The sequence below is a fragment of the Rouxiella silvae genome, from assembly GCF_002093625.1.
GTDB lineage: Bacteria > Pseudomonadota > Gammaproteobacteria > Enterobacterales > Enterobacteriaceae > Rouxiella > Rouxiella silvae.
In genome coordinates this window covers 29,919-54,835 of the sequence record NZ_MRWD01000002.1, presented here as the reverse complement: position 1 = coordinate 54,835, position 24,917 = coordinate 29,919, and the positions used below count along the sequence as shown (strand labels likewise).

Genomic DNA, 24,917 nt, shown 5'->3' with positions numbered 1-24,917 from the left:
ATATGCAAGTATCAGTTCTTTTAGCGTTGTTTTCGTTCATGTTCAATAAGCCATTCTTTACGCGCAATGCCTCCGCCGTAACCTTTCATAGCCCCCTCTTTGCCGATGATTCTGTGGCAAGGAATAACAATGGCTATTCGGTTTGCTCCGTTCGCCGCAGCCACCGCGCGTACTGCATTAGGTTTTCCAATCTGCCTGGAAAGAGCTTGGTAGTGTGACGTTTGGCCATAAGGAACCGCGCGTAACCCCTGCCAGACGGAGCGTTGAAAATCACTACCTGGAGCATCGAGCGTGAGAGCAAACTGTTGACGCGTTCCAGAAAAGTACTCACTGACCTCTTTTTCCGCTTGTCGTGTATGACTATTTTCCCCTGACATTATTCGAGCATTCAGCAAACGTTGGAGGTCACGAAATTCAGTCTCCAGCATTCGGCGGTCAGTAAATTCCAGCAGGCAAACTCCACGTTGCGTGGCACAGACGAACATTGGGCCCAGCATCGTTGTAAAGCGGTGAATTAAAATTACCTGAGTCTGTTCAGTGGGAGCAACACCCGTGAGTTGCTTATAGGTATAACCAAAACCACTTAATGATTCATAGCCATTATCAAAAGCCACATCGGTGGCAGCACGCCCACTTTTTAGCTCCTGAAATGCGATATTCACCCGCTGCATTCGTTGAAATGCCTGGAAAGTAACACCGTGGTTTTGTAGAAACCAGCGCCGTAACCGTTCGGGGCTGATATCATGCTTACGTAGTACACCATCGGTTATTCGTGTTTTAGGGTTAGCGCGCAGGAGTTCAAGTGCTTGCTCGATAATCAAAGGAGCTGTGTACGCATTTTCAGTGGGTCGACATACTTTGCAGGGGCGAAAACCTGCATCCAGAGCAGATTTAAAATTTTTATAAAACTCGACATTTTCGCGTTTCGGTTTCCGCGCCCGACATACCGAAATACAAAATACCCCTGTCGTTTTGACGCCAACGAAAAACACCCCCGTGTACTCCGAAGCCCGCGCAAGTAATGCCTGATACCAGACATTGCACAAGGCATTATCTAGAACTTTCATCAATAAAAACTCCTGCAAATGTCTGCTGAGACTGGATGAGTAGCATTAAATCTTTAAGCTTTGATTGAAGGGCTGAATGAACGAAATTTCCCATAGAAATGCGACTTACGCCGATTTCTCCCAGCCTTTCGAATGTTGGGAGACCAGGCATACACATTACGTTTAAGGGCATATTAAGCTCTTTGGTCAGGGTCTCAATATCTTTTACTAACGTCAAACAGGGTACAAAAATCCCGTCAGCCCCCGCTGCTTCATAAAGTCGGCCGCGTAATAGCGTTTCTTGCAAAGCAAGTTCATGATTAAGCAGGTATGTATCGATACGGATATTAAGAAATAGTTGATAACTCTCTTCGTTTAACGCCTTGCGTATCTTTTGTAATGTATGGGTGAATGCTGCCGCATCATCAAGTTGCCTGACACCGTTAACAACTCTACTGTCCTCAAGGTTTATCCCCACCACCCCAAGCTGCGCGAGACGTTTAAGATGAGTCGTTATCTCCTCAGCTGTGCTGCCAAATCCCGCCTCTACATCAACACTTAAGGGTAGGTTACTGACGGATTGGATACGTGTGACGATATAGAGCAATTCATCAAAAGACATTGCTTGTCCATCCTCGTAACCCAACATCGCGGCAATCGCGGCACTTGAAGTACCTATGGCCTGATAGCCCGACTGTTGCGCCATAATTGCACTCGCGGCATCCCAGACATTGGCGATGAGTAATGGTTTATTTTGATTGTGAAGTTCTGTGAAGTTCATGCCTATTTCCTTTAATAAAGACAGGATGAATCTAGAACATCTGATGAAAGCCTCACAACCGAAAATTGGACAACCATTTTTTTACCTGGCGTGTAGAGACAGAATTCCGGCATGATAAATGCTCAACGAAACAGACGCCTATGGACATCCTGGCGCTCTGTAGATCTCAGAAATCACCTGCATCGTTGCGTCTTCGATGGTTCCTTCATTACGGCATAAAACCCAGCCCTGATTTGCAATTTCTCGCTCGAATGCCTTAGTACACGCGACATGCTCTTCCAGCCTATGAATCACCGTACTACTTAGCCCACGCGGTCGGGCCGCGGCCCTCGCCCATGAAATATCAGGCGCAGTAACAACCCCGACATGCAGGTCTGGCGTTCGCACGTTTCGTTCAATGTTAAGCGGTAAAATCTCTGCAAAGGGAACACTGCGGCGAAACGCGGCATCAGACGGATACCAGCGATCCATCAAGATAATGCTGTCCGGTGGCTGTTTAATCAGCACGTGCTGGGAAATCCAAGCACGGCTATCAGCAAAGCGCTGACAAATCTCCCATTCCAAATCCAGGGCGGGATGTCTGGCAAGCTTGTTAACGAGGGCCATTGTTTCCCCCCTGTAGGGATCGCTTTTTTTCTCGCAAAGCCGAATCACCTTTTTGTTGTCTGCCCTTAATACTTTCGCCATGGCCTCCAACAACGTGGTTTTGCCGGCTCCCTTAGGCCCATCCAGAGAAACAAACAGCGGACGACTCATTCTTTAAATGACGATTGATATAGGGTTTTTGTAAAGCTCAAATCTGGCAAAAGCATCTTACTTCCTTCGTATGAATAGCTGAGCACCCTCTTCGTTTGTTGAAGCCGCTTGGCGCATCAGCGCGAACTATTAAAAAAGTCATGATGAACATTCAAGCCATTTTTCTAACTGACGGGTCTAAAAACCCAGGATTTCGGCCGTTTATAGTCATTGTTCATTTGTTATGACCTGTGCGGTGTAGTTTAAACGAACCGCAAATACAGGCAATACCGTGCCAGCGTCGGTAACGCCTGTACTTACCGGGAACTCATGCAGATTCGTTGTGCCTAATGCCTTGTCACGGCGGTAACAAAATTGGAAGGCCATCCTGCCCAGAGATGATATCCTTACACTCAAACCCTCGTTCTCACACCGACATGTTTTCATAGACATTTAAAACCAGATTAAGGCCATAACCCGCAATGCGAGACAAAAGCGTTCAGCCAACATTTTACGTTCATGACTATGAAACGTTTGGCACCCATCCCGCCTTGGACAGGCCCGCGCAGTTTGCTGGCGTGCGCACTGACGCTGATTTCAATATCATTGAAGAACCGCTGGTGATTTACTGCCGCCCTGCCGATGACTATTTGCCACAGCCAGAAGCCGTGATGATAACAGGCATTACCCCGCAGCTCGCGTTGTCAAAAGGGTTAAACGAAGCAGAGTTCAGTGCGCAAATTCATCAGGCATTTAGTGTGCCGGGGACTTGTATCCTCGGGTATAACAATATTCGCTTTGATGATGAAGTCAGTCGCAATATTTTCTATCGCAACTTCTACGACCCCTATGCCTACAGCTGGCAAAATGGCAATTCTCGCTGGGATCTACTTGACGTTATGCGTGCCTGCTACGCCCTGCGTCCAGAGGGGATCAACTGGCCAGAGAATGAAGACGGCTTTCCCAGTTTCCGACTTGAGCATTTGACCCGCGCCAATGGCGTTGAACATGAAAATGCCCACGATGCGATGGCCGACGTGTATGCCACTATCGCCATGGCAAAAAAGGTGAAGCAGGCACAGCCTCGACTGTTCGATTATCTGCTTGAGCACCGCAACAAGCACAAGATTAACGCGCTAATCGATATTCCGACCATGGCACCGTTGGTGCACGTTTCTGGCATGTTCGGGGCCGCGCGCGGTAATACCAGTTGGGTAGCGCCGATCGCCTGGCATCCTGAAAATAAAAATGCCGTCATTGTCTGTGATTTGGCCGGCGATATGGCGCCGCTGCTGGAGCTCGACGCCGATCAGATGCGCGAAAGACTCTACACTCGCCGCGATGACTTACCGTCCGGCCAATCGCCGTTGCCTATCAAGCTGCTACACATTAACAAGTGTCCGGTATTGGCACCGGCCAAGACGTTGTTGCCTGAAAACGCCGAGCGATTAGATATAGACCGAGCTCGCTGTCTGCAAAATTTGCAGACACTGCGCCAAAATACGCAAATCCGTGAAAAGGTGGTGGCGCTGTATGCTGAAGCCGAACCTTTTATCGCTTCGCAGGACGTAGACGCAAGGCTGTACGATGGTTTCTTTGGCGACGCGGATCGCTCTACGATGCGCATCATTCAGCAAACTGCCCCAGAGAATCTTCCCGCGCTGGATTTACGCTTTCAGGACTCACGGCTTGAAGAGCTACTGTTCCGCTTTCGCGCGCGAAACTACCCCGCGACGCTTAACGACGACGAACAGCGTCGCTGGTTAACGCATCGAAGGGAGGCATTAAACGCCGATAAAGTTCAGGATTATGTGCTGCAGTTAGAGGCTATCTACAACCTGCATGAGGATGATGCGGAGAAAACGGCGTTGTTAAAAGCGCTGTTTGACTATGGCAAGAAGCTGGTGGGCTAATCCAATTCTTCACCAGTTAGGTCAGAATGGCCGAGATAAGTTTTAAAGAGTACCGTTTCAAACGATGCAGGGGACGTAAAAAATGCCGCAAATATGCGGCATTTTTATTATGGCAACGGTAGATATCACAATCTGGATATCACCGCTTAACATACTGATTAGATGACTTCTTCACTCATCTGCGGCGGCGGCTGACGGAAGCGACGCGTGATAAAGGCCAGATAAGACAGGCCAATCGCGCCCCACACCAGACCCAGCGTCATTGAGCTAGCCTCAAGGTTCAACCACAGCGCGCCGACGGTCAACGCACCAATCACCGGCAGCACGAGGTAATGAATGTGGTCACTCAGCGTGCGGTTACGTTTTTCACGAATATAGAACTGTGAAATGACCGAAAGGTTAACGAAGGTAAAGGCCACCAGCGCACCAAAGTTGATAAGCGCCGTGGCGGTCACCAAATCAAAGCTGATCGCAGAAAGCGCAACCACGCCAACCAGAACAACGTTAAACGCCGGAGTACGCCAGGTAGGATGGACAAAACCGAAGATTTTCTCCGGGAACACGCCATCACGCCCCATCACGTAAAGCAGACGCGAAACACCCGCGTGTGCAGCCATACCCGATGCCAATACGGTCACGCAGGAGAAGCACAGAATGACGAATTGGAACACTTTACCGCCCACAAACAGCATGATTTCCGGCTGCGACGCGTCCGGGTCGTGGAAGCGCGAAATAGTCGGGAAATAGAGCTGCAGGAAGTAGGACACCACCACAAAAATCACCCCGCCGATCAGCGCCGTCAGGAAGATGGCGCGCGGGATAACTTTATCAGCATTTGGCGTCTCTTCAGACAGGGAGCTGATGCCGTCGAATCCGAGGAACGAGAAGCAGAGTATTGTCGCCCCGGTTATCATCGGTACCGTATGCGCGTTTTCAGACCAGAACGGCTTGCTGCTCACCAGCGTACCTGCCCCTTCGCCCTGATAGACGCCATAAATCAGCAGTCCGACGATAAGCACCATGATAGCGACCTGAACCACCACCACTACGCTGTTCATGTTGGCAACCAGCTTGATGCCACGCAGGTTAAAGGCCGTCATCAGGCCGACCAGCGCCACTACCCAGACCCACGACGGGAAGCCAGGGAAAATCGCCTCAAGGTAGATTTTTGCCAGCAGGATGTTGATCATCGGCATAAACAGATAATCGAGCAGTGACGACCAGCCCACCATAAAGCCAACGTGTGGACTAATGGCCTTTTGGGCGTAAGTGTAGGCAGAACCCGCCGACGGGAAACGCTTAACCAGTTTGCCGTAGCTCACCGCGGTAAACAGCACGGCAACCAGCGCAAACAAATAGGCGGTTGCAACGTGGCCGTCGGTCATGCTGGTCACAATACCAAAGGTATCAAAAATGGTCATCGGCTGCAGATAGGCAAGGCCCATCATCACCACCTGAACCAGTGTCAGGGTGCGGCGAAGCTTCACGCGCGGTGCAGCTGAAGGAATAGCAGAATGATTATTCGACATGGGCGAGCCTCCCCTGACCTGCAACGTTCTGGCGTGCTATCGCCTGATTCAGCAAGGTACTGGGAAAACTTCGTAATTTACGACTCGATGATAAAAATGGGGGATTAAGCTTTACGTCATTGAGTTTTGACGCAAAGGCGGCCTGCAGTGGCGCGCAGCGGAAAGCAACACCGGAAGGTACCGGTATAGGTGTGAAAAATTGCCCCATCTTACATTTCCTCATAGTGCTGACCGTTATTAATTTGGGGTCGAGCACGAAATCTGGTTATCTATCCGGATCTGGGTCCGGCCTCTGTTGAATTAGTGTAAAAAACCATGCAAAAAAAATAACCGGCGCGTTTAGGCGTCGGTTATTTTGCATGTCCGCTATTTTGCACCAAATCTAGGCCCGATGACAAGATTTTGCGACCTAAAGTCGATAAATTCTTTTTGCCGTCGTGTTGAGAGCACGGCATCGCGTCGGCGGAAATCGTCCTTTTGGCGAATAAACCCGCCAATATCAGGCGTTTCTAAGCATCCAGTCAATTTCAGTCTCTGTGACTCGACGTTCAAACTGCAACAGCTCGTCTGACTTACAGGCGTGATAAACGTGACTAAAACGTTCACCCAGATATTTATGCAACGCTGTCTGCTGCTCAAACATCTGCAACGCATCGCTTTGACGAATCGGCAGCGGTGATCCCTCTTGCTCAAGGCCATTGCCCGTGACCGGTTCTGATAATGCCAGCGGATTATCAAGGCCGAACAGCACGCCCGCCAGCACCGTTGCTACCACCAGATACGGATTGGCATCGGCTCCCGCTACGCGGTACTCAACGCGGTGATTGTTGGTGTCACTGCACGGAACGCGCAGCGCCACGGTGCGATTATTATGCCCCCACGATGCCTGGGTCGGTACATACATTCCAGGCTGGAAACGCCTAAAGGCATTAACGTTTGGCGCCAACACGGCCATGGAAGCAGGCATCATGGCAATCATTCCCGCCAGCGCTTTTTTCATCAGCGGCGAGTCTTCACCCTGCTCATTCGAGAACAGGTTTTTGCCGTTATCGTCCAGTATGCTGAGATGAATGTGCATACCGCTGCCGGCGTAATCGTCATACGGCTTGGCCATGAAGGTAGCGTCCATTTCATGATTTTCCGCCACCAGCCGCACCAGTCTTTTCAGCGCTAACGCGTGATCGCAAGCGTTAAGGATATTGTCTGTGTGATGCAGGTTTATCTCGAATTGACCCGGGGAAGATTCCGCCACGGCGCCATCGGCCGGTAATCCCTGAATATGCGCCAGTCGGTCAATATCGTTTAATACGTCAGCAAAATGGTCGAGGTTGTCTACCGAGTAGACTTGGCTCTGAATATTACGCTCGTGGGTACCCGGGGTGCACGGCGGCTGTAGTGCTCCCTCCGCGTCCCGCTGCCTGTCGAGCAGATAGAACTCCAACTCTACCGCTACCACCGGGAACAAGCCCCGCTGGCGCAATGTTTGCCAGATATGATTCAGGACATTGCGTGGTTCAACGTCAAAGGGAGTGCCATCTTCGTCAAGCATAGTTAACAGCAGTTGCCCAATATGTTCAGGGTCTGAGGCAGAAGGTGAGAGCGTGCCGGGGACGGGGAGGCAAATTCGGTCGGGTTCACCCAGCTCCTGGCCAAGACCGGCTTCTTCAACCACGTTACCTAAAATATCCATGGCGAAGACGGAGGCGGGGAAATAACAGCCTTTTTCGATTTTTCGCAGCGCGGAGACGGGAATGCGTTTGCCGCGAAAACTGCCGTTTAAATCAGTAAGAAGTACATCGACGTGCTGAGTAATCGGGTGACGTTCCAGGTATTCAGTAACTTCGTCCTGGAACGCGCTACTTCGCGTTTCTTCACCGGGGAGGGCGAAGTTTTCAACTTCGATGTTGTTCGTAATAAGACTCATAGCTTGCATAGGATTTCCGCCGTTTGCATTTGACTGGCGTCAGTCACATCACCCTCATGGTGATGCTCGCCAAGGTTAATTCGCGCTATTCAATTGCTTTATTCCCGTAAGTAAAGGTGCCCGAAGGAAGGTAAAAATTTTATCTAAACTCAATCTTAAAATGTAAAAACAGTATAAATATAGACTATGTGACCGATTATTGAGCTGCTCCCCTAAAAAACAGCCATAAAAACCGCACATTCTATCAGGTCTTACTTCACCGCCAGCACCACAGTTACATTTCGTTTACATACTCGTTTGAAAACGCAGCAATGGGCTGTTAGATTGTTAAAATATTGAACAGGCGAAGTCACTTTTATTGAACGAATGCGGAACAATGGGAGGGCTGTAATCATTTTAATCTACTCATCGAGGCGGTAAAATGGACACTATTCCTTCCACGTCAGAATCAACCAAAATCCATATCGACGCGCCTAACGCGCCCTATCGCCCGCTTATTGGTGTGGTGATGTGCCAAAATATTATCGATGAAAATCCCGCGCTTACCGTGCATGAAAAATACCTTGATGCAATATTTCACGCAGACGGGTTGCCTATAGCCCTGCCGCATGAGCTGGCCTCGCGCGAAGGTGCTATCGAAAGCGTGCTGACGCGGCTGGACGGTATTTTCCTGACGGGCAGCCCAAGTAATGTCGAACCTCATCTTTATGGCGAGGAAGGCGTAGAACAATTGGCGGATCCGGGCCGCGACAAACTCAGTATTGCCCTTATCAAAGCCACATTGGCGCAGGGAATGCCGCTGTTCGCCGCCTGTCGAGGTATGCAGGAATTAGTGGTTGCCACCGGAGGGAGCCTTTATCGTAAAGTGCATGAACAGCCGGGCTTTATGGACCACCGCGAAGACATCGCGCTACCGCATGATAATCAGTATGATTTAGTGCATCCGGTTGATGTTAAACAGGGAGGATTACTCTCTGAGCTATTGCCCGAACATCCACGTTTTCAGGTCAATTCCCTGCACGGCCAAGGGGCAAAGCGTTTAGGGCCGAGCCTCACCGTGGAAGCGATCGCACCGGACAATTTAGTCGAAGCCGTTAGCGTACGCGCACATCCTTTTGCCCTTGGCGTACAATGGCATCCCGAATGGCACAGCCTGACCGATCCGGTGTCAAAACAGCTGTTTGAGTCATTTATTAACGCCTGTCGTCAGTACCGTGCGCGACAATCTGCAAATAATCGATGACGCTCACCCGATGACCTCTCCATCGGCTACTTGAGTCGCTCATCAAATTTGAATTCGATAGTCACCGCGCGAGTCACGACGGCCTGATAATCAGGGTGTTGAGGGTTCAGCAAAAAGTTATTCTCCACCGGCGATATTGCACTCGGAACACAGAGTGCAACCGCGCTGCCCGAACGTACCCATTGGTCGCCCATTTGGCTTAACGCTTCAGGAGCTTCAGAGGCATTCCAACCCGTTGGCAGCGACTGAGGATCAATGTTCTCAATCAAATCTTCGGGAACGTCGACTGCAAACAGGGTAAAGGAGTCCAACAAATTGGCAGCATGAAGGTGGACGAGTGTTTCAAGCATGGTCAGTGATGCCGTTTCGGACGCGTAAACCATGGCGGTGCCCACGCTATTCCACCTGCCGCCGACCTCTTTTGCGCCCTGCCCCGTCCACGCCGTTAACGAATATCGCGTTTTGGCTAAACGGTAGAGGATCACGAATAAATGCCATGCTCTATGCGGGTAATTAATTTCATCACCTCATAGGCCCCCGCCTCGGAGGCCAGTAAATCGGCAGGCGTTTTCCACGCCAGCGCCCGGCTCGGCTCATTCAACCATTTTTGCGCGGCAAGCTTGTCTCCATCAAACAGCTCGACGGCCTTGTCCATTACGCGAATAAAACGAACCAAACGTTCACTTTGGTCCGGACTAAAACGTGTTTTGATGTTACGGCTGAACGTGGTGCTGGGAATGCCTGTCATACGGCGCAGTTCTGCCTGCGAAATGGCGGCCCACTTAACGATGCGGGTGGCTACCGCGCCTTCAAGCCCTTCGTCAATTTTGCTCACCAGCAGTGCGCCATCGCTCACACTGAGGCCCACATTTTTCCAAATGCTGTCTACCTCTTTACCTGACATTGGCGGCGTGTACGTTTTCATTGAGTTCTCCCATTTGGTTGTTTCATTATTACCCTATGGGCATGAATTGTGCAAATTTCGGGCGAATTTAATCGTCAGAGGAGGTAACGATCGATTCGACAAAAGCAGCGAACTGACGCGCTTTGGCGCTGGCCATGCGGCCGTTGGGGAATACGGCCCAAAGATCGACGCTCGGCAACGCCCAGGCGGTCAGCACTTTTCTGACCGCTCCGCTTTTGAGTTCATCGGCAAACATCCAGTCCGAGGCGATGCACAGTCCCATGCTGGCCAATACGGCAGTACGCAGTCCTTCCGCAGCACTGACCCGCACTCTCCCTTGAACGGCCGTCGATGTGACCTTCCCATGCTGAGTGAATGACCACTGACTCGGTCCTGGGTGATAGATAACGGTTTCGTGCTCCGCCAATTCAGCCGGATTTCGAGGTTCCCCGGCTTTCTCCAGATAGGCCGAGGTCGCGATTACCGAGCGCGGGGACGTTGCCAGCCTGCGGGCAACCGCCGTGGAGTCGGGTAAGGGTCCCATTCGTAATGACACATCCACGCCTTCGGCAATCAAGTCAATGACGCGATCGTCGAGAATAACGTCGATATCCAGCTCTGGGTGTTCGCTAAGAAAACGAGGTAGATGGGGCATAACATGCAGCCGTGCAAAAGTCGTTGCCGCAGAAACCCGCAGTCTGCCTGATAACCCGCGTCCCGCTCCTCTGGCGGCCAACTCGGCTTCGTCAGCTTCTTCAAGGGCGGTTCGTGCCCGCTCGTAAAAACGCAGCCCTGCTTCTGTCACCGTAAGGCCGTGGGTGGACCGCGTCAGTAGACTGGTTTGCAAACGCGCTTCAAGTTGGGCGATCGTTTTGGAAACAGCCGGTTGGCCAACTTCGAGCTGCCGGGCCGCGGCAGAAAAAGATCCCGTCTCCACGACCCTAACAAAGGTCGCCATTGCCTGAAATCGGTCCATGTTATTCCTGATGAGAATAGCCGTTATCTCTTTAGCATATCTACCCTTCCCAACGTGCGCCATCCAATATTGCTATCACCAACGGGCACCCGCTTCGGGTACACGTGAAGTTCATTCTTGGTAATGCTTTTAATCTCAGGAGACAGTGATGACACTTCAAGCCAAACTCGACGCTTTCAAGGCAGATTTTGAAGCCGGCAAACCACCCTATAATCGACCTCATTCAGTGGTAGAAACCATGCACCGCGCTACCGCCGAGCTTATCGCCTCCGGCCAGGCCGAGCGCGCACTCAAAGCGGGGGATAAAGCGCCACTTTTCACGCTTAATGACCCACAGGGTATCCCGGTATCAAGTGCCGAGCTGCTGTTAAAAGGGCCGCTGGTGCTGAGTTTTTATCGTGGCGTGTGGTGCCCATACTGCAACATGGAGCTTCAGGCGTTACAGGAAACATTGCCTGAATTTGAGGCTCTGGGGGCCAACCTGGTGGCTATTTCTCCGCAGACTGCACCTAACAGCCGCAAATCTGTTCGTCAGAATAACCTTAGCTTCCCAATACTTTCCGACCCACACAACGCCGTCGCCGAAGCTTTCGGACTGCGATTCGCCATGCCAGATTATCTGATTGACGTGTACAAGGGGTTTAACAACGATTTACCCACCGTCAACGGCGATGCGAGCTGGACACTGCCCATGCCGTCACGCTATGTGATAGGCCAGGACGGCGTCATCCTTTATGCGGAGGTAAATCCTGACTACACCCGCCGCCCTGAGCCTGAAGATATGCTGCCGTCTCTGCGTCGCGCACGCGGTCTTTGAGTTTTTGCCTGACTAAGGCTAGCCCCCGCTTATAACCTCCCCCACCCTAACCCTTCTCAAAAATGGGTGCGGGGATAACACCAAAGCAAACGTCAGCTCAGCCCTTATGACTTTTTATTCCACCATATGCCGCTAAGTTTGTTGCTTAAATCCCTGCCTATGATACAAATTTCTGCTTAATTTTTTCAGTCATGGTTTCCTCACCAAATTATTTACTTTTTAACCTAAAGGCCTTCGCACCGTGAGTTCGCCACCGCTTTCTTCACGCTTAGAGATGCGTAATATCTCAATCTCGTTTGGTGGTTTTTCGGCGCTTCATCAGGTGGATTTCACTCTTGAAGGTGGCGCTGTGCAGGCTTTGGTCGGTGCCAACGGCGCGGGGAAATCAACGCTGATGGCCGTGCTTGCCGGGGCTTATAACCACTACAGCGGGCAAATCCTCATTGACGGTCAACCGGTGACCATCAGTCAGCCGCATCACGCGCGCGAGCACGGTATTCATCTGGTGCAGCAGGAAGTTGACGTCGCCCTAATACCCACGCTGAACGTCGCCGAAAATATAATGCTCGATGCGCTTTCAGAACCGGGTCATTTGCTAAAGTGGTCAAAAATTTATCAGCAAGCACAGACACTTACTGAACAGCTGGGGCTGAAAATTAACCTGCGTCAACGCATCGAAAACTGCACGCTGGCCGAGAAACAGCTGATTTTGCTTGCCCGTGCGCTGTCGCATAAATGCCGCTTCCTGATACTTGATGAACCGACTGCCCCGCTGGACCACGCCGAAAGTGAACGCCTGTTTACGCTCGTTCGCCGCCTGCGCGATGAAGGCATGGCGGTGGTGTTTATATCTCATCGCATTCACGAACTGCGCGATATTTGCGACCGAATGACAGTGCTGCGCGACGGGCGTCTGGTTAGCGACGACAGCATGCAGGGGTTGACCAACGAACACATCATCGAGAAGATGATTGGTCACCAAATTAACGATATATATCCCCCGCGTCGTGCGCCTCACAGCTCAGAAACGCTGTTAAAAATCCGAAGCCTGCACGACAAAGACAAGCTGCGTGATATCAGCCTGACGCTGCATCGCGGCGAGATCCTCGGCATCGCTGGTTTGGCGGGAGCGGGTAAAACAGAATTGTGCAAGGCGCTGTTTGGTGCATCGCCAAGTCAGGTCGAGCACGGTGAGCTTAATGGAAAACCCTGGAAGCCACGCGAGCCGTATCTGTCGGTTGAACAGGGGTTGGCGCTGGTGCCCGAGGAGCGACGCAAAGAGGGGATTTTTATCGATGATGATATTCCCATGAACCTCAGCGTGGTCGCCGACAGCAGTTTTTCTACTTTAAGCATCTTTAACCGCCGCGCGGCGTTGAGCTGGGCGAAAGAGATCATTAATCGGCTGGGCATCCGTGCGTCTGGGCCGCTACAGAAGCTGGCACGCCTTTCCGGCGGCAATCAGCAGAAGGTCGCCATTGGCAAGTGGTTGCGCAGCGAAAGTCAGGTGCTGATTTTCGATGAGCCAACCAAAGGCGTTGATATCAGAGCAAAACAGGACGTATTCAGGCTGATAGACGGTCTGGCGCAACAGGGAAAAGGCATTATTTATGCTTCGGGCGAGTTCGCCGAGCTGGTCGGACTGTGCGACCGAATTTTGGTGCTTTGGGATGGCCGCATTGTCGCCGAGGTGAATGCCGCCGACATTGATGAACAGACCCTTTTAGATTATTCAACCGGAGGAACCCCCGCGTGAGCAAAGACTTACCCCTGAACGCCCCCCAACCCTGGCGTCATCATGTTTTCGAATTTCTCTATAAATGGGGGATGTTGCTCACTGTCGTGGCGCTGATTGCGCTGTTTGGGATTGCTTCCGATAATTTCCTGGAAATGTCGAACATCATCAACATCATGCGATCAATTGCGATCGTCACGGTGATTGCCATTGGCGTCTCACTTTCACTGTCGGTTGGCGGGTTTGATTTATCGGTTGGATCCACCGCATCATTGGCCAATGCGCTGGTGATTTCAATGTTCGTCTGGCACGGTTTCGGCACCGTCGAAGCGATCGCTATTACCTTGACGCTATGTCTGTTGGTGGGTCTTTTTAACGCCTTTCTGATTGTTATCCTTAAAATTCCAGACATGTTGGCCACGCTCGCCAGCCTGTTTGTTATTCAGGGTGCGGCGATGACCTACAGCTATGGCGGCTCGATTACCGAAAATATGCTCTTGCCGAGCGGTGACATGGCGGAGGGGAGCGTTCCTGCGGTATTCAGCCTGTTGGGTCAAGTCCCAGTTATTGTGATTGTTATGCTGGTCGTGACGGTGGCAGTGCAGCTGTTTATGTCGCTGACCAAACACGGTCGACGCATGTACGCCATTGGCGGTAATCCACTGGCCGCGCGACTAGCGGGTATTCGTACCGCGCGCTATCGGGTGATTGCCTATCTGATGTCATCCGTGCTGGCGGGCGCCGGTGGCATTTTACTGGCTTCGCGCATTGGCTCCTCGCAGGTCAATGCCGGTGGCGGTTACCTAATGGACGCGGTAGCGGCGGCTTATATTGGTTTTTCACTGGCGGGCTCAGGTAAACCCAATGCGCTGGGTACGCTGCTTGGAGCGGTTATTCTCGGCGTGTTGCAGAATGGCTTAGTGATGCTGTCAGTGCCTTATTACGCGATGGATATTATTAAAGGGCTGGTGCTGGCGGTTGCGCTCGCGCTGACCTACATTCAGAAAAGATAGACAAAGAAACGCCGTCCCTCATGGTGAGAGGCGGCGTGAAAGTTACAGGCTTGGCGTGTCTACCAGGCCGTCAATCAAGATTTGCGGGGTTCCCTGCGAGCAGCGTTCAATTCGCCCTCTAACACCATACACTTTTGCCAAACTCTGGGCGGTAATCACCGCTTCTGGCTGACCGTCGGCAATCAACTGCCCGTCTTTAAGCATCAGCACATTGTCGCCGTGACGCAGCGCGATATTGATGTCATGCACCACCACCACGGTAATGATATTTCTTTTGCGCGTTTCACGGCGCACCAGATCCATCACGTGGAACTGATAATTGAGGTCCAGCGCGCTCAGCGGCTCGTCGAGCAGCAGTAACGAAGGCTGACGAATCAGCGACTGCGCCAAGCCCACCAGCTGCTTCTGGCCGCCAGAAAGCTGGTCAAGGTAGCTCAATGCCAGATGCTCAATGCCCAGTAGTTTGAGTAAGTCCATCACCTGCGCGGTGGTCTGCGATTGGTGAGAACGCCCTCCCGAGGCGCGCTGCGCGACAATAATTGACTCCAGCACGTGCAGATGCACGCCTGCGGGCAGCGACTGAGGCAGATAAACGACTTGCTCGGCGCGCTTGGAAAACGGCATTTGCATCAAGTCATGCCCGTCGAGGATCATCTCTCCCTGTGCGCGGTTTAATCCCGCCAGCGCACGCAGCAGCGTGGATTTTCCGCTGCCGTTGGGGCCAAGCAGTACGGTAATTTCACCGCGTGGAAGCTTGGGCACGTTTAATTCGCGGATCACCGCGCGCTTAGGGTAACCCGCGGTGAAATTGCGAATTTGCAGACCCTGTGCGGCGTCAATCGCGTGACGCTGAGGCATATCAATCACGTTATCGTTACTCAGGCTCATACGGTTCCCCTGTGACGCAAAATAATGCTCAGGAAGAACGGTACACCCACCAGCGAGGTCACAATTCCGACTGGGATGATAACGCCAGGTACCAGATTTTTTGAAGCAACCGAGGCGAGAGAAAGCACCAACGCGCCAATCAGCGCACTGGCCGGAAGATAGAAACGGTGATCTTCGCCAAACATCATGCGCGCGATGTGCGGCGCCACCAGCCCGATAAAGCCGATCGGCCCGACAAACGCCACGGCCAGAGCAGAAAGAATGCTGATGCGCAGCAGAGTGCCAAGGCGCAGACGACGCACGTCGATGCCAAAACTGACCGCGCGGTCTTCACCGAGGCGCAGCGCAGTAAGTTTCCAGGCACTTTTCATAGAAATCGGCAACAGCAGCAAGAATGCGCCCGCCATGACGGCAAGTTTTATCCAAGTGGCGCGCGCCAGACTGCCCATGGTCCAAAACACCAAGCCCTGCAGGGTATCTTCCGAGGCAATAAACTGCATCAGCGAAACCAGTGCGTTAAAGGTAAACACCAGGGCAATACCAAACAGCACCACGCCGGAGCTGGCAACCTGCGTCCAGCGGGTCACGCCGTCCAGCATCAGTGCGGCAAGCAGGGCAAAAATAAAGGCGTTGGCCGAGATAAACCACTGATCGGGAATGCCTGGAATACCAATATTCAACACGATAGCCAGCGCGGCACCAAATGCGGCAGCCGAAGATACGCCCAGGGTGAACGGGCTCGCCAACGGGTTGTTAAGGATAGTTTGCATCTCTGCGCCTGCCAGGCCCAAAGACATGCCAACCGCTACCGCCATCAGGGCATACGGCATGCGAATATCCCAAACAATAACTCGCGTACCGGCGTCCGCCGCCTGAGCGTGGAAAATGGTTTGCCATAGCGTGTCGAGCGATAACCCCGCAGGCCCCAATACAAAATCGAGCACCAGCGAGGCAAAAATAGCCAACACCAGCACCAACATCAATGAGAGACGACGGCGAAGAATCGCGTTATAGCGACCCATGACACTGCCATCAATGCCCGTTTCGTCTTTATGGCTGACAGTATTAAGGAGGGGATCGGTTGAAGCACTCATGTAAACTTGTTTCTCGCTTGGCACGGCGCGGTTAAAGGCCTGGATACATTACTGATGATAGGTAACAGTAATATAAACGATAAGTATTATCAATCCAGTATAAGGCTCGAGGGCTTTATGACTTACCGAAAAACGGTAAAAGTGGCGGTGAAGCAGTAACAAAGCATTACTTGGCCCCTCCCCCACTTTTTTCAGTGCGGGAGGGGATTAACGACGTACGCCGTTAATGCGTATCAGTTTCAGGGAATTCCATATCCTGATACTTAACGAATCGAGTGCCTTTGGTCAACTTGTAGCCAAACCAAATCACCAGGAACAGCGGGATACCCACATACGTTGCCGTCACGCCGTACCAGTCAATTTTATCCTGCAGGAATGCCTGATAGTTCTGGCCGAGTGTGATAATCAAACACAGTACGAAGGCAAAAATCGGCCCGAGAGGGAATAAACCCGCCTTATAAGGCAGTATTGAAAGGTCACGTCCCTGCGCCACAAAGCCGCGACGGAAACGGTAATGGCTGATAGCTATACCGAGCCAGGCGATAAATCCGGTCATGCCAGAAGTATTGAGCAGCCACATATACACCGACTGATTGCCGTACATTGAGCTAAAGAAGCACAGCGCGGCAATGACCGTGGTGGCGTAAAGCGCGTTACGCGGCACGCCGCCCTTCGACAGCTTGGCGAAAATACGCGGTGCTTTGCCTTCCGTCGCCAGGTTGTAAAGCATACGCGTTGACGCATACATGCCCGAGTTACCGGCAGAAAGTACCGCCGTCAGAATAACGGCGTTCATCACCGCCGCCGCTGAAAGCAGACCCGCATTGCGAAATACCAGGGTAAACGGACTGACGCCAATATCTTTTACATCATTACGCAGCAGGCTTGGATCGGTATAAGGGATGATCAGGCTGATCACTAGAATGGCCAGCACGTAGAACAGCAGAATACGCCAAAAAACCTGACGCACGGCGCGTGGAATATTTTTACCCGGATCTTCGGATTCCCCCGCCGCAACGCCGATAAGTTCGGTGCCCTGGAAGGAGAAGCCGGCTATCATTGCCACACCTATCATCGAGGCAAAACCGCCGGCGAAGGGTGCATCGCCAATCGTCCAGTTGTGCCAACCCGCCGTTTCACCGCCTTTCATAATGCCGAAAATCATCAACACGCCGACGGCGATAAAAATAATCACGGTCAGTACTTTAATCAGTGAGAACCAATATTCCGCCTCGCCGAAACCGCGCACAGAAATGTAGTTCAGCAGGAAAATAACACTCAGGAACAGCGCACTCCACACCCAGCCTGGCGTATGCGGGAACCAGTAATTCATCACCAACTGCGAAGCCACCAGCTCTACCGCAATGGTGACGGCCCAGTTGTACCAGTAGTTCCAGCCGAGTGCGAATCCGAAACCTTCTTCGACGTATTTGGCACCGTAGGTAGAGAAAGAGCCGGAAACCGGCATAAAGGCGGCCAATTCGCCCAGGCTGGTCATCAGGAAATAAACCATCAGGCCGATTATTGCATAGGAAAGCAGCGCTCCACCGGGTCCGGCTTGCGATACGGTTGCCCCTGAGGCAACGAATAAACCGGTACCGATTGAGCCGCCAATGGCGATCATGGTTAAGTGACGAGCCTTGAGCTCTCGACGCAGTGTGGGAGCCACCTGCTGATTTTTTGTATGCTGTTGAGCCATTTTTGCCCTATATCTGCGCGTCATGTCTGAATTTAGCCGCGGATTGTAGCAAAAACAGCTGAGCTGAATAGCAGGAACGCCCCATCATTAGAAGGCTTCATGATAGGCCGAGTATTATTAGCAAAACGCTTTATGCCAGCTCTTTGCAATACGTTAAAAAGCGCGATAAGGCGTTGGAAATGTGCTTTTGGCGGTGGTGGATCAGATAAAGTTTTCTGATAAGCGGCGGCAGAGGAAGTTTGATTTCAACCAGCGAACCGCTGCTTAATTGCTCGGCGATAACTCTGCGAGACAGACAACTGATGCCAATCCCATGTCGCACAGCGTGTTTGATGGCCTCTGAATTGCCCAACTCCATCACCAGATGAAAATCGGGCAGCTGCGACAAAAGCAGGTGGTCCAAGACTTCCCGCGTACCGGAACCGCGCTCGCGCAGGATCCACGGTGCTTCTGCCAGCATTTGCAGGGTCAGATTTTTTCCTGCCAGCGGATTATCCGGCGCGGCGAACACCACTAATTCGTCATCAAGCCACGACTGGGTAATCAGCTCCGGCATTCGGCACGGGCCTTCAATCAGGCCGAGGTCAACGCGGAAATCGGCCACGGCGTTAATGACGTCATCAGTATTACCGACGTTTAACTCAAGTGGGGTTTCAGGAAAGTCCAGCCGATAACCGGCTATCATGGCAGGCAACATATAGTTGCCGATGGTACTGCTGGCACCAATTTTGAGAGAACCGCTGTCGTGGCTGAACAAACGCTCAATTTCGCTGGCCTGCTCAAGCAGCGCCAACGCTTTGGGATACAATAAACGTCCGTGCTCATTGATAACCAAACGCTTACCCACGCGGTCAAACAGTTTAACCCCCAACTGCCCTTCTATATCGGCCAAAGCCGCACTGACCGCCGACTGTGACAAAGACAGAATAACGGAGGCCTGCGTGGTCGAGCCACTTTTTAGCACCTCGGAGAAAACTTCAAGTTGACGCAGTGTAATATGCATAGAGTCTCGTTATCGTTTACCGGATCAGGTGCAGTCCAGTAATTTGATTGATTCAAAAGTAAAAAGTGCTCAAACTTTCACACGCACCCCTCGGCCGAATCCGCTCCTCCCCTTATCAGTATAGCGCTAACCGCACGAGTCATTGGCGTTAGGTTGTCCTGTCATTCTATACCAGTTTTTTAGATTGGTTATAGGATTACAATCAATTTCACATTTATACCAACGATGGATAAGCTTATTCACAGGCAATCTAAGCGAGACATCATCATGAGCCACACTCTTCCTGAGCAGTTAAAACATTCACCGGCCCGCAGGACTTTTTGGCCTTCATTCTCTTTTGGACGCGTTTTACCGGGTTTAGTTCTTACGGCGGCGATTACAGCCCTCGCTTTGTGGTTAAGCCACTTTCAAACACTGAGCTCTCTCGGCCTCAGCGCCCTCACGCTAGCTATTTTAGTCGGCATGGTCGTGGGTAACACTTTTTACCCCGCTGCCCGTCCGCTGTGCGCCGAAGGTGTTAACCTGGCAAAGCAGAAACTGTTGCGACTCGGCATCATTCTTTACGGATTTAAACTGACTTTTATCCAAATAGCCGACGTGGGGGCATCCGGCATTGTCATTGATGCGCTGACCTTGAGCAGCACTTTTTTGCTGGCCTGCTGGTTGGGAAAACGTATTTTCGGTCTCGATAGCGACACGGCGATGCTTATCGGTGCGGGCAGCAGCATCTGCGGCGCGGCGGCGGTGATGGCAACCGAACCGGTACTTAAGGCTGAATCAGAGAAAGTGACCGTTGCCGTGGCTACGGTGGTCATTTTTGGCACGCTGGCCATTTTCATATACCCGTGGCTGTGGCAGTTAAATCTGCATTATCACTGGCTGCAAATAACTGCCTCCCATTTTGGCATTTATACCGGCTCCACCGTTCACGAAGTCGCCCAGGTGGTTGCCGCCGGACATGGCGTGACGCCAGACGCCGAAAATGCTGCCGTGATTGCCAAGATGATCCGCGTCATGATGCTAGCCCCTTTCCTGATACTGCTGAGCCTGTGGAAAGGCCGTCACCGCACGTCAGCGCAAACCGGTACTCCGGGCGAAAGCCTGTGGTCGAGCATGACTCTGCCGTGGTTTGCGCTGTGGTTTATCGGCGTGGCGGCCTTTAACAGTTTCGGCCTGCTGCCGCAAAGCTGGGTGCAATTTTTACTGACGCTGGACACCATTTTTCTCGCCATGGCGATGGCGGCATTAGGTTTGACCACCCATTTCAGCGCACTGCGTCAGGCTGGCGTCAAACCTTTGATGATGGCGGCATTACTTTTTGTCTGGCTTATCGTCGGCGGCGCAGGGATTAATTTACTGGTGCAACACCTGCTGTAATCCTCATAAAAAGGCGTAAATAGGAAGAGTTTTAACATTTATTGGCTGCCCCCTTGCGCATAAAGCAGTTATCATTCTGACCAATAGGACATAACTCAACAGGGGGTAACATGAAATTTGTAGGGGCACACGTCAGTGCGGCAGGCGGAGTCGATCAGGCAGTCTTGCGAGCACATGAGCTGGAAGCGACTGCATTTGCGCTATTTACCAAGAACCAAAGACAATGGCGCGCGGCTCCCCTGGCAGAAGATGTTATTGAACGCTTTAAGGCCGCCTGTCAAAAATATGGCTACGGCAGCCATCAAATCCTGCCGCACGATAGCTATTTGATTAATCTGGGTCATCCGGTTGAAGAGGCGCTCGAAAAATCTCGCGAGGCCTTTATCGACGAACTTCAGCGCTGCGAACAGTTGGGTCTGTCGTTGCTGAACTTTCACCCCGGCAGTCATCTGATGCAGATTGATGAAGACAAATGTTTAGCCACTATCGCGGAGTCTATCAATATTGCGCTCGACAAAACGGCTGGCGTCACCGCAGTGATTGAAAACACCGCCGGTCAGGGCAGCAATTTAGGTTTCCGCTTCGAACATCTGGCAAAAATCATTGCAGGTGTGGAAGACAAAAGCCGCGTCGGCGTCTGTATCGACACCTGTCACGCCTTCGCGGCAGGCTACGACCTGAGAACCCGCGAAGACTGTGAGCATACCTTCAAAAACTTCTCGGACGTGGTTGGATTCAAGTACCTGCGCGGTATGCATCTGAATGACGCCAAAAGCGAATTCAACAGCCGCGTTGACCGCCATAATAGTCTGGGCGAAGGCAACATTGGCAAAACGGCGTTCAGCTATATCATGGCCGATCCGCGTTTCGACAATATTCCGATGATCCTCGAAACCGTTAATCCGGATATCTGGATTGATGAAATTGCTTGGTTGAAATCACAGCAAAAAGCCAATGACGATGAAGCGGCAGCCTGATAGCGCGTATAAATAAACTTTTATTGGTTAAAAAGCCTGAAATTGATCGGGCTTTTTTTTATGCCCACAAAGGGTTCATCCCCTGCCCTGAATTCATGTCAAAAACACCCAACCTGTAACCAACTGAAAATATCATCCCTAAATATCGCGTTAAGTGTGGCAGAACTTTTTTTAACAAGTAATTAGCAATTAAAGCTAAAAATAGTTACACGAAAAGGTATTTATTAGTGCTGTGCCCGTTCAATAATTTAGGTGAGCAATCATTTTCTTTCATTGACGGTGCGGCTCAATACCCGATTCAGAAGATGAATAATAAGGTGTAATTTCATGAAAAACTTAGTTAATGATGTTTTATCCATATTCTCCCCTCAGGCCGTTAAGCCTGTTTTGATCCGCAGCGGATTATCACATCGTGAAATTGCCTCCCTGCAACCTGTAGGCGTGTCGTCGGTCAGTTGGGCAACGTCTGTTGAAGAGTTAAATAACGCATTTGTTAAGAAAGCGTTGGATGCAGGTGCCGTCGGGTACCATATTACTAATGTGGAATCGCATAAACCGGGTAACGATGGGCAGCATGTGATGGCGGCTACCGCGACCTTTTATAATATCAAATCATAAAGTGGCCTTTGGCTAATGTATCGACCAGATAATCTTCAGACAAAACGCCGCACTCCTGAAAAGTTTGCGGCGTTTTTATTAGGTTAATCGCTACTGAATTATTAGCATCACGGCTTAAACCAGCCAGCGGGGTTAAGTCCCGGAACACGCGCAAACTCTCTTAGATTATTAGTAACCTGCGCGGCGCCCGCTGAAATAGCATGGCCCGTTATAGCCGCATTATTTGGGCCGATACGCGTGCCAGCAGCGGCAAGCTGAAACTTGATTTCAGTGAGTGGTAAAAATGGGCCTCAATGTGCGTCGTGCACCACCAGGGTAAACCCCTCTTCCGCCGTAGGCTCAACGAAATAGCGCGTTATGAGGTCAAACTGCTCATCGGTAGCTGAAAAATCGTGGTTACCTGCTTCGTTTCGCGCCCGTAGACGGGCTTTACACACCTCATCCTCCACGTTGAGATAGTGCAACTGATGGTCGACATTTGACTCATTCACAATACTCATCATCCATTGGCGATTCGCCAAAGTATTGGCTGGGAAATCCAATACCACGGATATACCCGCTTTCAGCAGCGCAATGACGTGCGGCTTTATCGCATTTCTCAGCTTTGCCGAGCAGCGAATGTAATCGTTCACAGAGTGCATTTCATCGGCAAATAAATGCGCAAGCCAGCTGTCTTCACTAATAATCACGGTACCTGGTTGCGCCGCAAGCGTGGCCGAAAGCGTTGATTTACCTGAGGCAATTTTCCCACACAGCAGATGCAATGTAGGAGATTGAGAAAGTGAAAAGTGTTGAGACGTCTGGGCGTGAGTCATTATTTACCTCAGTAGATAGGAGTGAAAAATCGCGATGTTACTATCCTAACTCCTGCAAAAAAAAAAGCGCTGCTATTAAGCAACGCTTTTATTATTTTACTCGGCTACGTCAATCAGTTGGCAACGACTTTTGCAGCAATCGCGGCATCAGAGCGTTTAAGCACAGCATAGGACACGCCGGCCAGCACTGTACCGGCGATAATCGCCACCAGATACAGCAACACTGGCGTAATGGCACCTGGGATCAGCAGCACAAACAACCCGCCGTGTGGGGCCATCAGTTTCGCGCCAAAGGCCATTGATAACGCACCGGTCAAGGCACCGCCTGCGATACAGCATGGCAAAACGCGCATCGGGTCACGGGCCGCGAACGGGATCGCCCCTTCAGAGATAAAGCACAGTCCCAGAACCAGCGCAGCTTTGCCCCCTTCTCGCTCACCCTGCTCGAACTTGTGACGCGCCAGCAACGTTGCCAGGCCCATTGCCAGCGGTGGCACCATACCAGCAGCCATAATGGCGGCCATCGGTGCGTAAACGGAAGAGCTCAACAGCGCGACGCCAAACGCATAGGCCGCTTTGTTAACCGGACCGCCCATGTCGGTGCACATCATCGCCCCAAGAATAGCGCCCAGCAGAACCGCGTTAGCGGTGCCCAGAGATTGCAACCAGGCGGTCAGGCCCAACATGATTTTAGCAACCGGCGTACCGACCACGTAAATCATCACTAAACCCGTTATCAAGCTGGCAATCAGCGGGATAATCAGTATCGGCTTAAGTGCTTCCATACTCTGCGGTAAACGCAGTTTGGTGCTGATAAATCTGGCAACATAACCCGCCAGGAAACCGGCGATGATACCGCCAATAAAGCCTGCACCAGTGCTTACCGCCAGCATACCGCCGATTAAGCCAGGGGTCAGACCCGGGCGGTCAGCGATAGAGAAGGCAATAAAGCCCGCCAGCACGGGCACCATCAATGCAAAGGCTGAAGCGCCACCAATCTGCATTAGCGCTGCCGCCATCGTGCCTTTCACTTCAAAGGCCTTGATGCCAAAAATAAACGACAGCGCGATACACAACCCCCCCGCCACAACCATTGGCAGCATGTAAGACACGCCGGTCAACAGATGACGATAAGGGCCGGTGCCCGTCTCTTTTTTCTTGCCTGAAGAACTCTGCCCCTGCTTTTTAGGCTCGTACAGTTCGGCTTCAACCAGTGCTTTATCCAGTTCTTGTTTGGTTTTTTTCAAGGCCAAACCGGTGGAGGTGCGGTACATCTGCTTACCGGCAAACTTCTCGAGATCCACTTCAATATCGGCAGCGACAATGACCAGGTCGGCGGCCGCCACTTCTTCGGCAGTAATAGCGTTACCCGCCCCCACGGAGCCGCGTGTTTCAACCTTCACCCACCAGCCGCGTTTTTTAGCTTCAGATTCAATGGCTTCTGCCGCCATAAAGGTGTGTGCTACGCCGGTTGGGCACGCGGTAACGGCGACGATACGTTTTGGACCCGCCGCTGCCGGAGCTGCTGCTGTGGTCTGAACCGGTGCCTGATAAGGTTTGGCTTGCGCGACCGCACGCTCAAAGAAAGCATCAGGTTCACGAACGGCATCGGCCGCCTGTCCCAGATAAACATTTTTACCCGACAGTTGCGCTTCCGCCGGCACCGCATCACCTATCGCCAAGACCAGCTCAGCGTCAGCGGCGTGAGTGACAACCTGATGACCGGCTTTATCCGCGGCGGCGGCAAGCATCGTTTTGGCCAGATGAGCACTTGCCTGTCCGACCGTCTTATCTACTATCAGCAGCGTTTTCATTCTGTCTCTCCTGCTG

General features: G+C 51.8%; 21 protein-coding genes and 1 pseudogene. 8 read left to right on the top strand and 14 right to left on the bottom strand.

What is annotated here, in order from left to right:
• Positions 1–20 precede the first annotated feature (20 nt).
• From BS639_RS01325 to BS639_RS01315, 3 genes are all read right to left on the bottom strand, one after another.
• Positions 21–1,067 carry a bifunctional transcriptional activator/DNA repair enzyme AdaA gene (locus tag BS639_RS01325; RefSeq protein WP_055783357.1) on the bottom strand — a complete coding sequence of 349 codons (1,047 nt, stop codon included), beginning with the start codon at positions 1,065–1,067 and terminating at the stop codon, positions 21–23.
• Entirely contained in the window at positions 1,051–1,827 is a 777-nt protein-coding gene (locus BS639_RS01320) for an isocitrate lyase/PEP mutase family protein (RefSeq protein WP_055783355.1), read from the bottom strand. Before BS639_RS01320 ends, BS639_RS01325 begins: the two co-directional genes overlap by 17 nt.
• A 138-nt stretch (positions 1,828–1,965) precedes the next feature.
• Positions 1,966–2,583, bottom strand: a complete 618-nt coding sequence (locus BS639_RS01315) for a dTMP kinase (protein ID WP_055783352.1) — start codon at positions 2,581–2,583, stop codon at positions 1,966–1,968.
• Between the two features lie 461 nt (positions 2,584–3,044).
• Between BS639_RS01315 and sbcB the strand changes: the two genes are divergently transcribed.
• Positions 3,045–4,475 carry an exodeoxyribonuclease I gene (sbcB, locus tag BS639_RS01310; RefSeq protein ID WP_084982031.1) on the top strand — a complete coding sequence of 477 codons (1,431 nt, stop codon included), beginning with the start codon at positions 3,045–3,047 and terminating at the stop codon, positions 4,473–4,475.
• Between the two features lie 158 nt (positions 4,476–4,633).
• Here sbcB and BS639_RS01305 read toward each other — a convergent pair whose 3' ends face one another.
• Together BS639_RS01305 and BS639_RS01295 are read right to left on the bottom strand one after the other, a co-directional pair.
• Positions 4,634–6,004 (bottom strand): APC family permease, encoded by a 1,371-nt coding sequence (locus BS639_RS01305; RefSeq protein WP_055783345.1) that lies wholly within the window; start codon positions 6,002–6,004, stop codon positions 4,634–4,636.
• 499 nt (positions 6,005–6,503) lie between these two features.
• Positions 6,504–7,928, bottom strand: coding sequence for a glutamine synthetase family protein (locus BS639_RS01295; protein ID WP_173882055.1), 1,425 nt, complete (start codon positions 7,926–7,928; stop codon positions 6,504–6,506).
• Positions 7,929–8,349: 421 nt separating this feature from the next.
• Between BS639_RS01295 and puuD the strand changes: the two genes are divergently transcribed.
• Positions 8,350–9,171 (top strand): gamma-glutamyl-gamma-aminobutyrate hydrolase, encoded by an 822-nt coding sequence (gene puuD, locus BS639_RS01290; protein WP_084982030.1) that lies wholly within the window; start codon positions 8,350–8,352, stop codon positions 9,169–9,171.
• A gap of 26 nt (positions 9,172–9,197) precedes the next feature.
• On the opposite strand, the gene BS639_RS01285 is transcribed toward puuD, so the two are convergent.
• From BS639_RS01285 to BS639_RS01275, 3 genes are all read right to left on the bottom strand, one after another.
• A complete protein-coding gene (locus BS639_RS01285; protein WP_084982029.1) occupies positions 9,198–9,656 on the bottom strand; it encodes an RES family NAD+ phosphorylase in 459 nt (152 codons plus the stop codon).
• Complete coding sequence (gene parS, locus BS639_RS01280; protein WP_055783329.1) at positions 9,653–10,096, bottom strand: type II RES/Xre toxin-antitoxin system antitoxin; 444 nt, start codon at positions 10,094–10,096, stop codon at positions 9,653–9,655. Before parS ends, BS639_RS01285 begins: the two co-directional genes overlap by 4 nt.
• Before the next feature lie 67 nt (positions 10,097–10,163).
• Positions 10,164–11,051, bottom strand: coding sequence for a LysR family transcriptional regulator (locus BS639_RS01275; protein WP_055783325.1), 888 nt, complete (start codon positions 11,049–11,051; stop codon positions 10,164–10,166).
• Between the two features lie 148 nt (positions 11,052–11,199).
• Here BS639_RS01275 and BS639_RS01270 point away from each other — a divergent pair, with 148 nt between their 5' ends.
• From BS639_RS01270 to BS639_RS01260, 3 genes are all read left to right on the top strand, one after another.
• Entirely contained in the window at positions 11,200–11,868 is a 669-nt protein-coding gene (locus BS639_RS01270) for a peroxiredoxin-like family protein (RefSeq protein ID WP_055783323.1), read from the top strand.
• Positions 11,869–12,142: 274 nt separating this feature from the next.
• Positions 12,143–13,624 (top strand): sugar ABC transporter ATP-binding protein, encoded by a 1,482-nt coding sequence (locus BS639_RS01265; protein WP_084982028.1) that lies wholly within the window; start codon positions 12,143–12,145, stop codon positions 13,622–13,624.
• Positions 13,621–14,616: an ABC transporter permease gene (locus BS639_RS01260; RefSeq protein ID WP_055783320.1), complete on the top strand. Its 996-nt coding sequence runs from the start codon at positions 13,621–13,623 to the stop codon at positions 14,614–14,616. The genes BS639_RS01265 and BS639_RS01260 overlap by 4 nt, the downstream gene beginning before the upstream one ends.
• 42 nt (positions 14,617–14,658) lie before the next feature.
• Here BS639_RS01260 and BS639_RS01255 read toward each other — a convergent pair whose 3' ends face one another.
• The 4 genes from BS639_RS01255 to yieE form a co-directional block, all read right to left on the bottom strand.
• The gene (locus tag BS639_RS01255; protein WP_084982100.1) at positions 14,659–15,474 is read right to left on the bottom strand and encodes an ABC transporter ATP-binding protein; all 816 of its coding nucleotides are present in this window, start codon (positions 15,472–15,474) and stop codon (positions 14,659–14,661) included.
• Between the two features lie 26 nt (positions 15,475–15,500).
• Positions 15,501–16,598 (bottom strand): FecCD family ABC transporter permease, encoded by a 1,098-nt coding sequence (locus BS639_RS01250; protein WP_055783317.1) that lies wholly within the window; start codon positions 16,596–16,598, stop codon positions 15,501–15,503.
• A 223-nt stretch (positions 16,599–16,821) separates the two neighbouring features.
• Positions 16,822–18,297 (bottom strand): amino acid permease, encoded by a 1,476-nt coding sequence (locus BS639_RS01245; protein ID WP_055783314.1) that lies wholly within the window; start codon positions 18,295–18,297, stop codon positions 16,822–16,824.
• Positions 18,298–18,427: 130 nt separating this feature from the next.
• Positions 18,428–19,300 (bottom strand): DNA-binding transcriptional regulator YeiE, encoded by an 873-nt coding sequence (gene yieE, locus BS639_RS01240; RefSeq protein ID WP_055783310.1) that lies wholly within the window; start codon positions 19,298–19,300, stop codon positions 18,428–18,430.
• Between the two features lie 267 nt (positions 19,301–19,567).
• Here yieE and BS639_RS01235 point away from each other — a divergent pair, with 267 nt between their 5' ends.
• From BS639_RS01235 to BS639_RS01225, 3 genes and pseudogenes are all read left to right on the top strand, one after another.
• Positions 19,568–20,677 carry a YeiH family protein gene (locus tag BS639_RS01235; RefSeq protein WP_084982027.1) on the top strand — a complete coding sequence of 370 codons (1,110 nt, stop codon included), beginning with the start codon at positions 19,568–19,570 and terminating at the stop codon, positions 20,675–20,677.
• 110 nt (positions 20,678–20,787) lie between these two features.
• Complete coding sequence (gene nfo, locus BS639_RS01230) at positions 20,788–21,654, top strand: deoxyribonuclease IV (RefSeq protein WP_084982026.1); 867 nt, start codon at positions 20,788–20,790, stop codon at positions 21,652–21,654.
• Between the two features lie 327 nt (positions 21,655–21,981).
• Positions 21,982–22,288 (top strand): annotated as a pseudogene (locus tag BS639_RS01225) (DUF1471 domain-containing protein).
• A 274-nt stretch (positions 22,289–22,562) separates the two neighbouring features.
• Here BS639_RS01225 and BS639_RS01215 read toward each other — a convergent pair.
• Together BS639_RS01215 and fruA are read right to left on the bottom strand one after the other, a co-directional pair.
• Complete coding sequence (locus BS639_RS01215; RefSeq protein WP_084982024.1) at positions 22,563–23,087, bottom strand: AAA family ATPase; 525 nt, start codon at positions 23,085–23,087, stop codon at positions 22,563–22,565.
• A gap of 113 nt (positions 23,088–23,200) precedes the next feature.
• The gene (gene fruA, locus BS639_RS01210) at positions 23,201–24,901 is read right to left on the bottom strand and encodes a PTS fructose transporter subunit IIBC (RefSeq protein ID WP_084982023.1); all 1,701 of its coding nucleotides are present in this window, start codon (positions 24,899–24,901) and stop codon (positions 23,201–23,203) included.
• Positions 24,902–24,917: the final 16 nt, after the last annotated feature.

Bases quoted from the DNA above. Each gene is read 5' to 3' on its own strand.
- BS639_RS01325 (WP_055783357.1), bottom strand. From the start codon at position 1,067: ATGAAAGTTCTAGATAATGCCTTGTGCAATGTCTGGTATCAGGCATTA.
- BS639_RS01320 (WP_055783355.1), bottom strand. From the start codon at position 1,827: ATGAACTTCACAGAACTTCACAATCAAAATAAACCATTACTCATCGCC.
- BS639_RS01315 (WP_055783352.1), bottom strand. From the start codon at position 2,583: ATGAGTCGTCCGCTGTTTGTTTCTCTGGATGGGCCTAAGGGAGCCGGC.
- sbcB (WP_084982031.1), top strand. From the start codon at position 3,045: ATGCGAGACAAAAGCGTTCAGCCAACATTTTACGTTCATGACTATGAA.
- BS639_RS01305 (WP_055783345.1), bottom strand. From the start codon at position 6,004: ATGTCGAATAATCATTCTGCTATTCCTTCAGCTGCACCGCGCGTGAAG.
- BS639_RS01295 (WP_173882055.1), bottom strand. From the start codon at position 7,928: ATGAGTCTTATTACGAACAACATCGAAGTTGAAAACTTCGCCCTCCCC.
- puuD (WP_084982030.1), top strand. From the start codon at position 8,350: ATGGACACTATTCCTTCCACGTCAGAATCAACCAAAATCCATATCGAC.
- parS (WP_055783329.1), bottom strand. From the start codon at position 10,096: ATGAAAACGTACACGCCGCCAATGTCAGGTAAAGAGGTAGACAGCATT.
- BS639_RS01275 (WP_055783325.1), bottom strand. From the start codon at position 11,051: ATGGACCGATTTCAGGCAATGGCGACCTTTGTTAGGGTCGTGGAGACG.
- BS639_RS01270 (WP_055783323.1), top strand. From the start codon at position 11,200: ATGACACTTCAAGCCAAACTCGACGCTTTCAAGGCAGATTTTGAAGCC.
- BS639_RS01265 (WP_084982028.1), top strand. From the start codon at position 12,143: ATGCGTAATATCTCAATCTCGTTTGGTGGTTTTTCGGCGCTTCATCAG.
- BS639_RS01255 (WP_084982100.1), bottom strand. From the start codon at position 15,474: ATGCCTCAGCGTCACGCGATTGACGCCGCACAGGGTCTGCAAATTCGC.
- BS639_RS01250 (WP_055783317.1), bottom strand. From the start codon at position 16,598: ATGAGTGCTTCAACCGATCCCCTCCTTAATACTGTCAGCCATAAAGAC.
- BS639_RS01245 (WP_055783314.1), bottom strand. From the start codon at position 18,297: ATGGCTCAACAGCATACAAAAAATCAGCAGGTGGCTCCCACACTGCGT.
- yieE (WP_055783310.1), bottom strand. From the start codon at position 19,300: ATGCATATTACACTGCGTCAACTTGAAGTTTTCTCCGAGGTGCTAAAA.
- BS639_RS01235 (WP_084982027.1), top strand. From the start codon at position 19,568: ATGAGCCACACTCTTCCTGAGCAGTTAAAACATTCACCGGCCCGCAGG.
- nfo (WP_084982026.1), top strand. From the start codon at position 20,788: ATGAAATTTGTAGGGGCACACGTCAGTGCGGCAGGCGGAGTCGATCAG.
- BS639_RS01215 (WP_084982024.1), bottom strand. From the start codon at position 23,087: ATGACTCACGCCCAGACGTCTCAACACTTTTCACTTTCTCAATCTCCT.
- fruA (WP_084982023.1), bottom strand. From the start codon at position 24,901: ATGAAAACGCTGCTGATAGTAGATAAGACGGTCGGACAGGCAAGTGCT.